Raw genomic sequence first — 13,885 nt, forward strand, 5'->3', positions numbered from 1 at the left:
GCATCATTGCCCCCCGAGAGCGGATTTACAGTTGTGTCAGTTTTTGCAACATCTGATCTGACGTTGAAACCGCTTTACTGTTGATTTCATAGGCGCGTTGCGTCTGGATCATGTTGACCAACTCTTCCGCCACATTGACGTTAGAGGTCTCAACATACCCCTGATACAGCAAGCCCCCGCCGTTCAGACCCGGCGTAGTTTCATTCGGTGCACCAGAGCTGGCGGTTTCCTGATACAGGTTTTCACCTACACTCTCCAGGCCGCTGTTATTGATGAAGGTCGTCAGTGTCAGTTGTCCGACTTGCTGAGTGGCTGTTTGCCCCTGCAAAGTGACACTAACGATACCGTCACGCCCAACCGTCATACTCAGCGCATTAGCTGGAATGGTGATAGCGGGTTGCACCTGAAAACCACCTGATGTCACGAGTTGACCATTTTGGTCAACCTGGAAAGAGCCATCACGGGTATAGGCATTGGTGCCATCAGGCATTTGTACCTGAAAGAACCCCTCACCTTTGATAGCGATATCTTTGCTATTATCGGTTTTGGACAAATTGCCCTGGCTGTGCAAACGCTCAGTGGCAACTGGACGAACACCAGTACCAATCTGTAAACCTGATGGCAAAGTGGTCTGCTCGGAAGATTGCGCTCCCGGTTGACGCATGGTTTGGTACAACAAATCTTCAAACACCGCTCGCTGGCGTTTAAAGCCATTGGTGCTGACGTTCGCCAGGTTGTTGGCGATAACATCCATATTGGTCTGCTGGGCATCCAGACCGGTTTTGGCAATCCAGAGTGATCGGATCATCAGTTTATTCCTCTGCGCCTAGGCGCTTAGCTCATAGCTAATAGTTGATTAGCGCGCTGTTCGTTCTCATCCACACTGTGGATGACTTTCATTTGCATTTCAAAACTACGGGCATTGGCAATCATGTCGGTCATGGCTTCAACCGCTTTTACATTGCTGCCCTCCAGCACGCCCGGCATAATCTTGATAAGTGGGTCATTCGCCAACTGAGCACCACGCGCCTGTTGTGTCGCAGGAGTCAGATGGAACAAGCCGTCATCGCCGTGCATCACTTCACCCGCCGTTGCTCTGACTCGTTTAATCTGACCAAGCTGAGCAATGGTATTCGGTGAGTCACCGGCGTTCAGTGCCGAAATAGTGCCATCGGCAGCAATGGTGACAGCCGCCTGCGGAGGCACTTCAATCGGGCCGTTATCACCCATTAGCGGGTAACCCTGTACCGTCATTTGCCCATCAGCCGAGATTTGAATATTCCCGTTACGGGTATAAGCCTCAGTGCCATCGGGCAGTCGAACCGCCAAATAGCCATCTTGCTGCAAGGCCACATCCAACGGGCGACCGCTGTAGTTCATCGTCCCCTGGCTAATATCTACGCCGGGGGTCGATGCTGTGACCATGGTGCGAGTGGCCATACTTGGCCCATCAATAGGCACAGCCCGCATCGCCGCCAACTGCGAGCGAAAACCCGGCGTCGAGGCATTAGCCAGGTTATTAGCAGTAACCGCTTGCAGTTCGAGTGACTGCCGGGCAGCCCCCATAGCGGTGTATATTGCGTGATCCATGAGCGAGTCCCGTCAGTTCGATTAACGCAGGTTAACCAGAGTTTGTAAGATCTGATCCTGGGTTTTGATAGTTTGCGCGTTGGATTGATAGTTACGCTGCGCCACAATCATGTTCACCAGCTCTTTACTCAAATCCACGTTAGAAGATTCCAGTGCGCCGCTGGTCAAGGTTCCGAAACCACCGCTGCCCGCCGTCCCAAGGATTGGGTTGCCGGATGAAAGTGTTTCTTTCCATACGTTATCGCCTTCGGATGACAAACCTTCAGGGTTAGCGAAGTTGACCATCACGATTTGACCCAGCAACTGGGTCTGCGAGTTGGAATAAGTACCGACTACCGAACCATCGTTATTAATCTGGAAGCCGGTGAATTCACCCGCGGCGTAGCCAGTTTGGTTTTGGGTCACAATGCTATCTGTACCGGTATTTTGCTGCTTGCTGCCCGCCACACTCAGCGTGAAAGTTTGTGCTGGTGCACCGTTAACCACACCCATTGGGATAGTCAATGTGAAGTCAGTAGTACTGGCTGGATTAGTACCATTGGTAACACTTTGCAGTGCGCCGTTGGTATCGAACGTCATGGAGCCGCGTTTATCCGCCGTTTCTGCCGGTTTAGCACTGCTATCGAGGGTGTATACATCCCAGGTGTTACCCGCCGTGGTACTTTCAGAGCGTTTAACGTAGAACACGTTGATTTCATGGCGGTTACCCAAACTATCGAAGGTAGTCATGTTATTGACGAAACTGTAGGTGTCAGGTTTGGTCGAATCAAAAGTGGTGGCGACGGGAATAACATCATGGGTTGAGGTCAGGTTAGCCACCATGGTGCCTGAGGTCGTCGCCTTGGCTGGGATCATATCCTGCGGAACAGACAGTGCTACCGGGTTCGCCCCTTGCTGTACGGTCGGAGGAGTACCGGTTGCCGGGTAGCCGGTCAGGCTCAGGCCCTGCATATTGACGATATTACGGTTCTCATCCAGTTTAAACTGACCGTTACGGGCATATAACACACCGCCGCTGCTGTCTTGCATACGGAAGAAACCACTTTGACTGATAGCTAAGTCCAGACGGCGGTTAGTGGTGGTAGTTGTACCGTCGTTAAAGTCTTGAGTAATACCTGCGACTTTAACCCCCATCCCGGTCTGAGAACCGGCAAACATATCGGCAAAAGAAACTGAGCCGGCTTTAAAACCTGACGTCGCCGAGTTGGCGATGTTGTTACCGATCACATCCAGGTTACTGGACGCTGCGTTCAAACCGCTGACTGCTTGAGAAAAGCCCATTTTCTTCTCCGTTAGATTCGGGGTCCGTGAAAGACCTTAAGCATTGATGACATATCAAACGCTACTTTTAAAAATGATGGTGAATCAGTTCGAATCATTGGTTCACCGTAATGTTTTTTGCTACTGCTTCGGTCAAATAAGTGCGTTATAGAATCTGACGAACCTTATCCATGGTGATAGTCCCTGCCAGACCGAGATCCAATTTAGAACCGTCACTACCGCGGGTCACACCATTCACAATGGCATAGCTCAATGGTGTCGCAACCACCGATGCTCCTCCATTCGTGGCGGTGATCGAAACTGTGTATGCGCCATCTGGTGCATTGCCACCTGCATCCAATGAACCATCCCAGGTAAAGGCATGCACGCCAGCCGTTAGTCCACCAATTTCAATGGTACGTACCGCTATGCCATTGCTGTCACTGATAGTGGCGGTCACTTTGTCTGCGGCACGCTCCAGCTCAACACCAAACGGTGTTGTCGTCACAACGCCATCTTTGCTGCCAGCCAACACGTTAGTTCCCGGAACCATCACGCCGCGACCAATCAGGCTGCTCGCTTGCAAAGACTGGCTGCTATCAATTTGGCCGGAGATAGAACCCAGCGTGGTATTCAACTTTTCAATGCCGCTTACGGTGTTGATCTGCGCTAATTGCGTGGTCAACTCGTTGTTTTGCATCGGGTTGGTTGGGTCCTGATTTTTTAACTGCGCCACCAGTAAGGTCAGAAAACTGTTTTGCAGATCCTGACTGGTACTGCCGGTGGTAGAACTGTTACCGGTGGTGCTGGTGATACCGTAATCGCTATCGGTCAGGGAATTGGTAATGGCCATTTATGCAAGCTCCTGTTATTGACCTAATGTCAGCGTCTTGAGCATCAGAGATTTGGTGGTATTCAGCACTTCAACGTTGGCCTGATAGCTGCGTGAGGCGGAAATGGTGTTCACCATCTCGCCGGTCACATCAACATTAGGCATACGGACATATCCCTTGGCATCAGCCAATGGGTTACCTGGTTGAAAGACCAAACGGTCGGGTGCCGGGTCATCGACGATTTGTGTCACACGCACGCCGCCGGTTTCCTGGCCTGGCTGCGCTGCCACCTGGAATACCACTTGTTTGGCGCGGTAAGGTTGTCCATCCGGCCCCGTCACACTGTCGGCGTTCGCCATGTTACTGGCGCTCACGTTCATCCGCTGCGACTGAGCTGATAATGCTGAGCCGGCAATATCAAAAATATTCAGTAAAGACATCCGTCTTATCCTTGTTGTAACACTGACATCATCCCTTTAATCTGACCGCCAAGAACGGTCAAATCGGTCTGATATTTCAGGCTGTTATCGGCAAAATTGGTACGTTCACGGTCCATATCCACCGTGTTGCCATCCATCGATGGCTGATCCGGGACACGGAATAATAAGTCCAGGTCAGGTGGTTGAACTGTACTTGCCGGGATATGGCGGGCTGACGTCAAACTGAGCGACACCCCAGTACCGCTGGCACGTCCTTGCTCCATCACTTTTTTCAGTTGACTGGAGAAATCAATATCACGTGCCTGAAAGCCGGGTGTATCCGCATTAGCAATATTGGACGACAGGATCTCCTGTCGTTGCGCACGCAAATTAAGCGCCTCTTGTTGAAAACGCAGAGCACCGTCCAGTTTGTCGAGCATAGTCCCCCCGCAAGGTTAGAATTTGGAGCCGACAGCATAAACGCCGCACAAGGAAGCCTATCGTCAGAATAAGGGCAAAATGCGTCGCTATTTATCCCCTTAACCTCACCAAGGTACGGGTACACTAGTGGGCAACTGGGGCCAACCCTGGTGTTATCGGGTTGTGTTGATGGAGAAGAGATGGGTGGCAATGAACAGAAATGGCGTCATAACATTAGCTTTAGGGGGGCTGCTGCTCAGTCAGACCGTCACTCATCAAGCGATGGCGGCAGATTTATCAGCGCAGGTAAATCAATTCTTCCAACAGCAATATCCGGACAAGGAGAGCCAGGTTAACGTGGTGATTAAAACCCCGCAGAACCAGTGGCCACAATGTGAGATGCCGGAAATCACACTACCGGCCAATGCCCGTCCTTGGGGCAATATGAGTCTGTCGGTGCGTTGTGATGGCGTGCGGCGTTTTATTCAGACCCAAGTACAAGTCAGTGGTCATTATGCCGTGGCTGCTCGTCAACTGGCAGCAGGTACAAAAATTACACCGCAAGATATCGATATGAAAAAAGGTCGGCTCGATACCCTGCCGCCCGGCGCATTATTGGAACCCAACTTTGCTCAAGGTGCGGTCAGTTTACGGCAAATCAATGCCGGTCAGCCGTTGACACGCAATATGTTGCGTCGCCTGTGGATAATAAAAGCAGGACAAGATGTACAAGTCTTAGCGCAAGGTGAAGGGTTTAATGTTAACAGTAATGGTAAAGCGATGAATAATGCAGCCATTCAAGATAATGTTCGGGTACGTATGGCCTCAGGTCAAATCGTCAGTGGCATCGTGGCCGACGATGGCACCGTACGTATTCTGTTATAGTTATTAAAGTTTTTTTAACCTGTGCCGATAACTCTTATATGCAGTTATTTGCGGGTAAAAAGTGACAATCCCGCCATTCTTTTACTGAAAGATAAAAGTATTGCGGGTCGATAAACGTCAATCCCGCTATAGAGGGAGCAACAGAACATGAGTATTGATCGCACTCAGCCGTTATTACCGGTAACACAAGTGCAGCCACGGGAAACCAGTGATATTGCGCAACAAACGCGTAAACCTTCCGCTCAATCAAAAACACAGGTGAGTGGTACTGAGGTTAAATTGAGTGATGCACAGGCAAAACTGATGCAACCGGGCAGCCAGGACATCAATGTAGAACGTGTCGAAACGTTAAAACAGGCGATCCGCTCAGGCCAACTGACGATGGACACCGGTAAAATTGCTGATGCCTTGCTCAAAAATGTCGCCGATGACCTGAAGAATAGCTAAACATAAAAAATAGTTAACCGTAAAATTATTGACCGTAAAAGGATAGGTGGTGGTGGAAAGATTACAAACCAATCTGGACCAGCAACTGGAACTGCTTGAATCCCTGAAAACTGTAGTAGCACAAGAGCAGCAATTGCTGTGCTCCGGTCGGATTCAAGGTATCGTGCTGCAAGGCGTCACTGAACAAAAAAGTTCAATTTTGGCGACCTTGGCTTATCTGGACCAGACCCGGCTCACCACCGAAAAAACTATCAATACTCAAGCGCCCTACAACAACGTCACTGCATTGGCAGAGCGCTGGCAACGTATTTTGGAACTGGCCGAAAGCCTGCGCTACGGCAACCTGCATAACGGACTTTTGCTGCAACAGCATATTGAGCATAACACTCAAGCGCTGGCGGTTTTGAATACACGTCACGGCCAATCCCTCTACGGGCCAGATGGTCACTCCAAAGGTGCCAGTTTACTGGGTCGCAAGATTGGTATTTAGCACTATTGATACTGTGCACAGAGGGGATACGCCGGTGATACCGATGTCCCCTGTAATGCACCACTAGCCATATTCATAGCGACAAATTCTGTGCTGGTCTTTTTAGTCCAATAATTGCCTGTTGGCCAGTTAGCACTATCATAGTTAGTCAAATTCCCCCACTCTCCCCATAAAGTACCGTCTGGCGATCGCGATCCATTGGTGGCGCGCGACGACTCAATCAGCGTGACTAAATCACCAAGCTGCTGGCACTCTCTACTCGCCGCTAAACTTTCCATCGGTGAACTACTCTCTAAGGAGACCCACAAATTAGGTTTGAATTGATAGGTGGCCGTATAAGTCGGGAATTTTTTACTTTTTGCCGTCACAGCAACGGTAATACCATAAGTTTTATAGGTAATCTTGACTTTACCCTGACTATCAACCGCCACATTGGGTGCATAGGATGATGTCCAGTCATACTGGGTATTATTCGTCACATTATTATTCATCTCCAACTGGAACGCGGCGTTACTAAAGATAGTTTTCGGGAAACCTTTATCTGTGGCAAATTGCTCACCGTTCACCGTAATACCGGTAATCTCTGGCACCGGGTACAGGGTGATTTTTTTCTGCAACAAGTCTAGTGGTGCCCCATCCACCTGCGGCGTGATGTCGACATTTCCAGCGGTATTCCCCACCACACTGGCGGTATAACTGTCAGCGGTTTCGGTTATCGTACTAATAGTTACCGGAACACCACTTTGTATAAACACCAGATCTTTTACCCCACGGATAAACTCATTATTTTTATTCCGCAGAACAAACGTTAGTAACGACTGCATAGAGCCATCAGCAACAATATCAGGTGTGGAAACGCTAAAACTTGAGTATGTGGCATCTGGCGTCATATCCAGAGGCTGCATGATAAATTGCACATCAACAGTAGACTGTTGCCCTTCAATGTCCAACGTGACCACCGACACACCAACAGTAGTGCTAGTTAATGCAATGCTTATCACGCCCTGCGCGTTGGTTTTTGCCGTGACTTCACTGGGAAGCGCATCATTAGTGGTGGTTATCATCCCCTCTTGCCCGACAATCGGCGTACCATCACTATCAGTCACCGTAAATGCCACCGTGATGGGAGTGTTGCCATCAGCAAGCGCACCATCATTAATCACCTCCGAGGTGATATTAAACTGGGGCTGCTGCACAATAACGGTCAATGTCGATGGGTTAGAGCTATTGCCGCGGTTATCGATGGCCGTGGCGCTGAGGGTATAGGTGTTGACCGCCGGTTCGTTTACACCCGTTGTTGTCGTGGCAGCACGACTCACTGCCGCGACACGTTGATAAGGTGGCAATACCACATTGTAATGTGTTGCACTAACGGGTATTAATTTACCGCCGGTAGCAACCCATTGAGCATCATTCCAGATAATACGCTGTAGTGTAGTTTGAGGCTGTATTTGTGCGCTAACGGAATAAACATGCCCCGGCAGGCCGGAGATAACGGTGGGTGAGAATGCTAATTTGAAAGTATTCTGTTTTTGGTATTCCAGAACAATATTCGGATTGCGTTCAACCAGATTATAACGGCTCTCAGCCAGTAAACGGGTTCCGGCCACCGCTGAGGGGCTAAACTGCGAGCGGAAATTTTCACCCAGCCGATAATCCAGTTGTAAGTTCCATTGTGTTTCATGCTGTCGACTTTTCCCCATTCGTTGATCGACCCCGAGGGTAATAAAAGGGATTGGCGTATAAATAAGCCCTGCGGTCACTGCATAAGGATTACTTTGCAAGTTGTCTTTACCAAATAAAGCAACCCGCTCACCACGGTACTGCTCATACTTTAATTTCCCACCCAGTTGCGGCAGCGCAGGTAAATAGGCTTTGGCGTGAATATCACCCCCGTTTGCCGGGCGCTCATTATAGTCAACGAAATCACGAGATTGATGCCAACCATTGAGACGAAAATAACCATTAGCCGATAACTGTAAATAATCAGTCCAGGCTTCCGTACCCACGCCAAGACGATGATTGTGCCCGGTCATATCATTGTCATAGAAAGTGTTAAAGCCATACATCCAACGTTGTTGAAAAGTACGCACCCCAGTGCCGATATTAAGAGTATTACGGCTGTCTTTATTTCTAATGCCTAGCTGACTAAAAAATAGATATGAAGCAGAGTCATACCAAGGTAATAACCAGTCGAGAGAACTTTCTTTGAGGGAGAATTTTTTGTCAAAGTTAACATTAACCTGAGCCGTCCCAAATCTATTTAACCAGTGCTTTACTTCCTGATTTGCCGCGTCATTTACCATTGATCTGGTGATACTGGATGCATTACCCGACACCGCCAGACTGGTTCCGGTATTGATCATCTGATTGATGGTTTCATTGTGGTTAGCAGGGTTATCTAACTCTTCTGAATTAAAATAATGTTGCTGTGAGCCGCCAGAGGTCAATATACCAAATATTAAACCAGCCGATAATATTAACCGGACAATAATTTTGGTCACAGTTAGCGTATTAAAAAATGAATACATTAATGCACTCCTTTGGCGTGAGCTAACGCGGCAATATTTACTTAAAGAGTTACGATAATAAGCAGCAATAATAGAGTAGCAGAATTTACACAATGCAAATTAAAATATTAAAAAACACAAATGTAATTACCGAAAGGTAATTATAAGGTAACATGATAATATCAAATTATTAATTTAATCATTTAAGTATATTTATGCTAAATATATAGAGCCTGAGTTTCATTATCAAAATAACTTATCTCCGATTCATAAAATAGACTCTCTTCATTTTTCACGAGGCATTAATCTGATGGGGCTAAGCAACCGTTGGCTTAGTTTAAAGGAGGGAATATGAAAAAACAGAGTGTACTTTTGAGTTTGGTTTTTTGCGGTGTGATGGCGATGTCAGTCCATTCAACGGCGCAGGCAAAAGAGCTCAGCAGCATGATGCTGCTACCTATATGTTGCGCCTTCACTTATCCATTTTGGATTCAACGATAATTGACGATGACCTGATTATTAATCACTTGCAGTGGTGGGTTGACCCGCCCTTTTCCCGCAATAAAGTAAATAAAAGTCAGTTGAGTCGCGGCCGCTTCTCCTGCCAACCCACGGCTCAGCCCACTGCCGCCCTCAAGTGGCATACAGCGGGTTGGCGTACATAACTTAACTTGTAAACCATCGGGTGCTACTGACATTAATTGGTAGCGCCAACTTATCGAGACAATTCGCGCGTTCTCTTGCGCCAGTGCAACCGGTGATTGCAGCGGTTTAGCTGAGATTGCCACACCCCGTACACTCTGAGTAATGCCAATATCGTCTGCCACCCAGGAACCTGAAGCCATTGCATTTAATGGTAATATTCCGATTGAAAGCAAGCCCACCAGAACTCTTCGGGAAAGACAAGTCAGCATTAGGCTGCTCCTATGGTTGAGGTCATACGGATTTGGCGATTGTCGCCGATTTCCAGATTAGACAGCACCACCATCTGCGGCAAGCTGCGGCGCAAGAAGCGGGCTAATAATGCGCGCAGTGCGTGATTAACCAACAACACCGGCGGGGCACCCAGCATCTCTTGGCGTTGCAGTGCTTGCTTGGATTGTTCCAGTAGGCGGTCAGCCAGACCCGGCTCCAGACCGCTGCCACCTTGCAGTGCTTGTAATAGCAAGCGCTCCAAGGCTGCATCCAGTCCAATAACTTGAATTTCGCCAGTACCGGGGAACCACTGCTGGGCAATTGATCGGCCCAGCGCAACGCGTACCACCGCGGTTAACTCATAAGGGTCAGTTTGATTGGGTGCATGTTCAGCAAGTGTTTCAATAATGGTGCGCATATCACGAATGGAGACCCGCTCCATTAATAGGTTTTGCAGCACCTTATGCAGCGTGGTTAAGGTCACCACACCTGGAATGAAGTCCTCTGTCAGTTTCGGCATCTCTTGTGAAACCCTATCCAACAGTTGTTGGGTTTCCTGACGACCGAACAATTCACTCGCATATTGACTGATCAGATGATTTAAATGCGTGGCGACGACCGTACTGGCCTCAACCACGGTAAACCCTTGAATCTGCGCCTGTTCACGTAATGCACTTTCAATCCATACCGCAGCCAAACCAAACGCTGGATCTTGCGTCGCTTCGCCGGGCAATGTCCCAACCGCGTTACCTGGATTGATCGCCAACCAGCGGCCCGGATGGGCTTCGCCACTGCCAATCTCGACCCCTTTCATCAGAATCCGATAACTCGCAGGCGGGAGTTCCAGATTATCCCTGATATGAACTACCGGCGGCAAATAGCCCATTTCCTGAGCAAACTTTTTGCGGATACTGCGAATGCGCCCGAGTAACTCACCATTTTGCTGGAAATCGACCATCGGAATCAGACGATAGCCAACTTCCATACCCAGAGGATCTTCCAGTTGCACATCTGACCAGGTAGCCTCAGACGCTTGCTGTTGATCCTGCACAACCGGCGTTTCAGCCGCCGCAGGCTGCTGTGATTGCTTACCGCGCAAACGCCAGGCTAATGCCAGCAATGCCGCCGTAAATAATAGAAACACAAAGTTAGGCATACCGGGCACCATACCCAGTAATCCCAATACGGCGGCACTCAATACCATCACCCGCGGGTTGTTGAACAACTGGGTGACCATTTGCTGGCCCACATCCTGATCAGTGCTCACTCGGGTAACAATAACACCCGCAGCGGTGGAGATAACCAGTGCCGGGATTTGCGCAACCAAGCCGTCACCAATAGTCAACAGCGTATAGGTTTCGGCAGCATGGCCCACGGCCATGTTGTGCTGGAGTACCCCGACTAACAGACCGCCGACCACGTTAATGACCATGATCAGTAATCCGGCAACCGCATCACCACGGACAAACTTACTGGCCCCGTCCATTGAACCGTAGAAGTCCGCCTCTTGTGTCACATCAGAACGGCGCTTTTTCGCTTCATCTTCACCAATCAAACCGGCGTTTAAGTCGGCGTCGATGGCCATCTGTTTACCAGGCATACCATCAAGAACAAAACGTGCACCAACTTCGGCAATACGCCCTGCCCCTTTGGTGATAACCATAAAGTTGATGATAACCAAAATCACAAAGACCACGATACCGATGGCGAAGTTACCGCCCACCAGGAAATGGCCAAATGCCTCAACCACTCGGCCCGCAGCCGCGGCACCGGTATGCCCATCCATCAGAATAATACGAGTAGAAGCCACGTTTAGGGATAAACGCAATAAAGTCGAGAACAACAGAATGGTCGGGAATGCAGCAAAATCCAAAGTACGCTGAGTAAACATCGCTACCAACAACACCATGATGGATAGCGCGATATTGAAGGTAAACAGCAAATCAAGGACGAAAGGCGGCAGTGGCAGCACCATCATCGACAAGATCATGAGGATTAAGATTGGCCCGGCAAGAATTTGCCACTGCGTATCTTTGAAATTGCCCGGTAAACGAAGCAGGGCGGCCAAATTAGCCATTAGTCAGTCTCACTCTCTTCTGTTGCAAAATCCAGCCCTTCCGGCACCGGCAGATGTTCAGGTTTTTTCGGGACTAGCCCACCTTCCCGCTTCCAGCGTTTCAGCTGATACACCCAGGCAAGGACTTCCGCGACCGCCGCATAAAGAGTGGCAGGAATATGTTGACCCACTTCGCTGTGCCGGAATAATGCCCTGGCCAGTGGCGGAGCTTCTAATAAAGGAATGCGATTTTCAGCACCCAATTCACGAATGCGCAGTGCCACGGCCCCCGCCCCTTTCGCCAGAACTTTAGGTGCACTCATTTTGGTTTCGTTGTATTGCAACGCAACAGCATAGTGAGTCGGGTTAGTCACTATCACATCCGCTTTGTGTACATCGGCCATCATTCGCCGCCGGGCCATGGCCCGTTGCTGCTGGCGGATGCGCCCTTTCACATGCGGATCACCTTCTTGGTCCTTGAACTCATCACGTATTTCCTGTTTGGTCATACGTAACTTTTTAATATGGCTGGTTATTTGGAAAAATACATCGAACCCAACCATGGGGGTCAGACCTAAAACCACCACTAACCCACAGAAAATAATCAGGTGGAGCGCGTCACCTAAGGCGGCTACCGGAGGAGCGGCCATTAACCGCATCATATCGGGCCAGTTATGCCAGAGAAATATGCCGGTAACCCACCCCACCAGTGTCGCTTTCAAGATGGCTTTCAGCAGTTCTGCCAACGCTTGTGAGGAAAACATCCGCTTTAAACCGGCAATCGGACTCATTCGCTTGAGATCGAACTTGATTGATTCGCCGCTAAACAGTACGCCGCCCAGTAGCATCGGTACTGCCATTGCCACTATGACCAACCCGGCAAAAATGGGTATCAACGCTATCAGCGTTTGTCTGAGTAACATGCCAATTTGACGTAGCATTTGCTTATCATCACTGATAAGACCGTGATCAAAATGCAACCCTTGGGAAATCATGGCGGCCAGTTGTCGCGCCATCGATTCCCCTGAAACCCAGAGAATAGCCAAACCGGCCCCGAGCATCAGCATCGAGGTCAGTTCGCGCGAGCGCGGGATCTGGCCTTTCTCACGAGCCTTCTCCAGCTTATGGGCTGTGGGTTCCTCGCTTTTGTCCGCATCGCTATCTTCAGCCACAGCAATGGCTTCCGTTAACGTAAATGTTCCTGTTCAGCGTAAGCGTTCCCATCTGAGAGAAAATTAATATGCGTAGCATGACAAACATTTAGTTAGCCTATGGCTGGAATAAGGCTGCAATTAGGGGGTTATTTATCGGTTCAAGGCGTTCGGCGGGTTTGGTCGGCGTTTATCGAATGGCGAAGCAAAAAAAGAGGGTAGATGAGAGAGAGCTCTCACCTACCTGGTCAGGTTATCCGCGGCTTAGAAGCCCAGACTATCTAACAGGTCATCAACTTGATCCTGGCTGGCAATGACCCCAGCGCCATTTTTATCCAGTTGCGGCCCATTGAGTAGACTGTCGGTCGGTTTTTGCGGTTTTGACGGCATATCAGGAATGTTCTCCATCAATACCATTAATAACTGTTTCTCAATTTCTTGCACCACATCCATCATGCGCTTGATAACCTGACCCGTCAGGTCTTGGAAATCCTGCGCCATCATGATTTCCAATAATTGCGCATTGGTAAATGAGGTATGTTGTGGCACTACATCCAGATACTCACGGGTATCAGTGACCAGAGAACGGGCATCTGACAGCTCGATTGGATTTTCAAACCATTCATCCCAGCGAACTTTTAGCGCTTTAGCGGATGACTCAAGCTCATTCTGACGCGGCTGTGCTGCTTCAACACAGTTCAAGGCTCTTTCCGCTGCCTGCGCTGTCATATGAACCACATAGTCCAGACGGTCACGGGCATCAGGAATGGCTTCTGCCGCCTGAGCAATTGCCTGATCAAGACCCAACTCACGCAAACTGTCGCGCAACATTCGTGTCAGTTGACCAATACGACTGATTATATCACTGGCTGATGCCGCATCTGTTGCGGGCATTTGATGGTTACTCAT

General features: G+C 49.3%; 14 protein-coding genes. 3 read left to right on the forward strand and 11 right to left on the reverse strand.

Translation table 11 applies throughout. The features are described from left to right. Nucleotides 1-25: 25 nt before the first annotated feature. The 6 genes from flgG to flgB form a co-directional block, all read right to left on the reverse strand. On the reverse strand, nucleotides 26-808 hold the full coding sequence (gene flgG, locus FTB31_RS07165) for a flagellar basal-body rod protein FlgG (RefSeq protein ID WP_049610826.1): 783 nt from the start codon (nucleotides 806-808) through the stop codon (nucleotides 26-28). A 26-nt stretch (nucleotides 809-834) separates the two neighbouring features. After that, nucleotides 835-1,590 (reverse strand): flagellar basal body rod protein FlgF, encoded by a 756-nt coding sequence (locus FTB31_RS07170; RefSeq protein WP_050075369.1) that lies wholly within the window; start codon nucleotides 1,588-1,590, stop codon nucleotides 835-837. Between the two features lie 21 nt (nucleotides 1,591-1,611). Further along, nucleotides 1,612-2,871 carry a flagellar hook protein FlgE gene (gene flgE / locus FTB31_RS07175; RefSeq protein WP_050075368.1) on the reverse strand — a complete coding sequence of 420 codons (1,260 nt, stop codon included), beginning with the start codon at nucleotides 2,869-2,871 and terminating at the stop codon, nucleotides 1,612-1,614. A gap of 145 nt (nucleotides 2,872-3,016) precedes the next feature. Continuing rightward, nucleotides 3,017-3,703 carry a flagellar hook assembly protein FlgD gene (flgD, locus tag FTB31_RS07180; RefSeq protein WP_050075367.1) on the reverse strand — a complete coding sequence of 229 codons (687 nt, stop codon included), beginning with the start codon at nucleotides 3,701-3,703 and terminating at the stop codon, nucleotides 3,017-3,019. Nucleotides 3,704-3,718: 15 nt separating this feature from the next. Continuing rightward, entirely contained in the window at nucleotides 3,719-4,123 is a 405-nt protein-coding gene (gene flgC / locus FTB31_RS07185) for a flagellar basal body rod protein FlgC (protein WP_050075366.1), read from the reverse strand. Between the two features lie 5 nt (nucleotides 4,124-4,128). Continuing rightward, the gene (gene flgB / locus FTB31_RS07190; protein ID WP_005160463.1) at nucleotides 4,129-4,542 is read right to left on the reverse strand and encodes a flagellar basal body rod protein FlgB; all 414 of its coding nucleotides are present in this window, start codon (nucleotides 4,540-4,542) and stop codon (nucleotides 4,129-4,131) included. Between the two features lie 190 nt (nucleotides 4,543-4,732). On the opposite strand from flgB, the gene flgA reads away from it, so the two are divergent. From flgA to FTB31_RS07205, 3 genes are all read left to right on the forward strand, one after another. Next, the gene (gene flgA, locus FTB31_RS07195; RefSeq protein ID WP_050075365.1) at nucleotides 4,733-5,407 is read left to right on the forward strand and encodes a flagellar basal body P-ring formation chaperone FlgA; all 675 of its coding nucleotides are present in this window, start codon (nucleotides 4,733-4,735) and stop codon (nucleotides 5,405-5,407) included. Between the two features lie 147 nt (nucleotides 5,408-5,554). Beyond that, entirely contained in the window at nucleotides 5,555-5,854 is a 300-nt protein-coding gene (gene flgM / locus FTB31_RS07200) for a flagellar biosynthesis anti-sigma factor FlgM (RefSeq protein WP_050075364.1), read from the forward strand. 49 nt (nucleotides 5,855-5,903) lie between these two features. Next, nucleotides 5,904-6,344, forward strand: a complete 441-nt coding sequence (locus tag FTB31_RS07205) for a flagella synthesis protein FlgN (RefSeq protein WP_050075363.1) — start codon at nucleotides 5,904-5,906, stop codon at nucleotides 6,342-6,344. Between the two features lie 2 nt (nucleotides 6,345-6,346). Here the strand turns inward: FTB31_RS07205 and inv are convergent, their stop codons facing one another. The 5 genes from inv to cheZ all read right to left on the reverse strand — a co-directional run bounded on the left by inv (nucleotide 6,347) and on the right by cheZ (nucleotide 13,885). After that, a complete protein-coding gene (gene inv / locus FTB31_RS07210; RefSeq protein ID WP_227721621.1) occupies nucleotides 6,347-8,875 on the reverse strand; it encodes an inverse autotransporter invasin Inv in 2,529 nt (842 codons plus the stop codon). Nucleotides 8,876-9,345: 470 nt separating this feature from the next. Continuing rightward, nucleotides 9,346-9,768 (reverse strand): flagellar protein FlhE, encoded by a 423-nt coding sequence (locus FTB31_RS07215; RefSeq protein WP_227721622.1) that lies wholly within the window; start codon nucleotides 9,766-9,768, stop codon nucleotides 9,346-9,348. Next, nucleotides 9,768-11,846 carry a flagellar biosynthesis protein FlhA gene (flhA, locus tag FTB31_RS07220; protein WP_050075360.1) on the reverse strand — a complete coding sequence of 693 codons (2,079 nt, stop codon included), beginning with the start codon at nucleotides 11,844-11,846 and terminating at the stop codon, nucleotides 9,768-9,770. Before flhA ends, FTB31_RS07215 begins: the two co-directional genes overlap by 1 nt. Then, entirely contained in the window at nucleotides 11,846-12,997 is a 1,152-nt protein-coding gene (gene flhB / locus FTB31_RS07225; RefSeq protein ID WP_050075359.1) for a flagellar biosynthesis protein FlhB, read from the reverse strand. The genes flhA and flhB overlap by 1 nt, the downstream gene beginning before the upstream one ends. Nucleotides 12,998-13,240: 243 nt before the next feature. Next, a complete protein-coding gene (gene cheZ, locus FTB31_RS07230; RefSeq protein ID WP_005164477.1) occupies nucleotides 13,241-13,885 on the reverse strand; it encodes a protein phosphatase CheZ in 645 nt (214 codons plus the stop codon).

This window comes from Yersinia proxima (assembly GCF_902170785.1).
Classification (GTDB): Bacteria; Pseudomonadota; Gammaproteobacteria; order Enterobacterales; family Enterobacteriaceae; genus Yersinia; species Yersinia proxima.

Coding starts and splice junctions, on each gene's coding strand:
- flgG (WP_049610826.1), bottom strand. CDS start 808: ATGATCCGATCACTCTGGATTGCCAAAACCGGTCTGGATGCCCAGCAG.
- FTB31_RS07170 (WP_050075369.1), bottom strand. CDS start 1,590: ATGGATCACGCAATATACACCGCTATGGGGGCTGCCCGGCAGTCACTC.
- flgE (WP_050075368.1), bottom strand. CDS start 2,871: ATGGGCTTTTCTCAAGCAGTCAGCGGTTTGAACGCAGCGTCCAGTAAC.
- flgD (WP_050075367.1), bottom strand. CDS start 3,703: ATGGCCATTACCAATTCCCTGACCGATAGCGATTACGGTATCACCAGC.
- flgC (WP_050075366.1), bottom strand. CDS start 4,123: ATGTCTTTACTGAATATTTTTGATATTGCCGGCTCAGCATTATCAGCT.
- flgB (WP_005160463.1), bottom strand. CDS start 4,542: ATGCTCGACAAACTGGACGGTGCTCTGCGTTTTCAACAAGAGGCGCTT.
- flgA (WP_050075365.1), top strand. CDS start 4,733: ATGAACAGAAATGGCGTCATAACATTAGCTTTAGGGGGGCTGCTGCTC.
- flgM (WP_050075364.1), top strand. CDS start 5,555: ATGAGTATTGATCGCACTCAGCCGTTATTACCGGTAACACAAGTGCAG.
- inv (WP_227721621.1), bottom strand. CDS start 8,875: ATGTATTCATTTTTTAATACGCTAACTGTGACCAAAATTATTGTCCGG.
- FTB31_RS07215 (WP_227721622.1), bottom strand. CDS start 9,768: ATGCTGACTTGTCTTTCCCGAAGAGTTCTGGTGGGCTTGCTTTCAATC.
- flhA (WP_050075360.1), bottom strand. CDS start 11,846: ATGGCTAATTTGGCCGCCCTGCTTCGTTTACCGGGCAATTTCAAAGAT.
- cheZ (WP_005164477.1), bottom strand. CDS start 13,885: ATGAGTAACCATCAAATGCCCGCAACAGATGCGGCATCAGCCAGTGAT.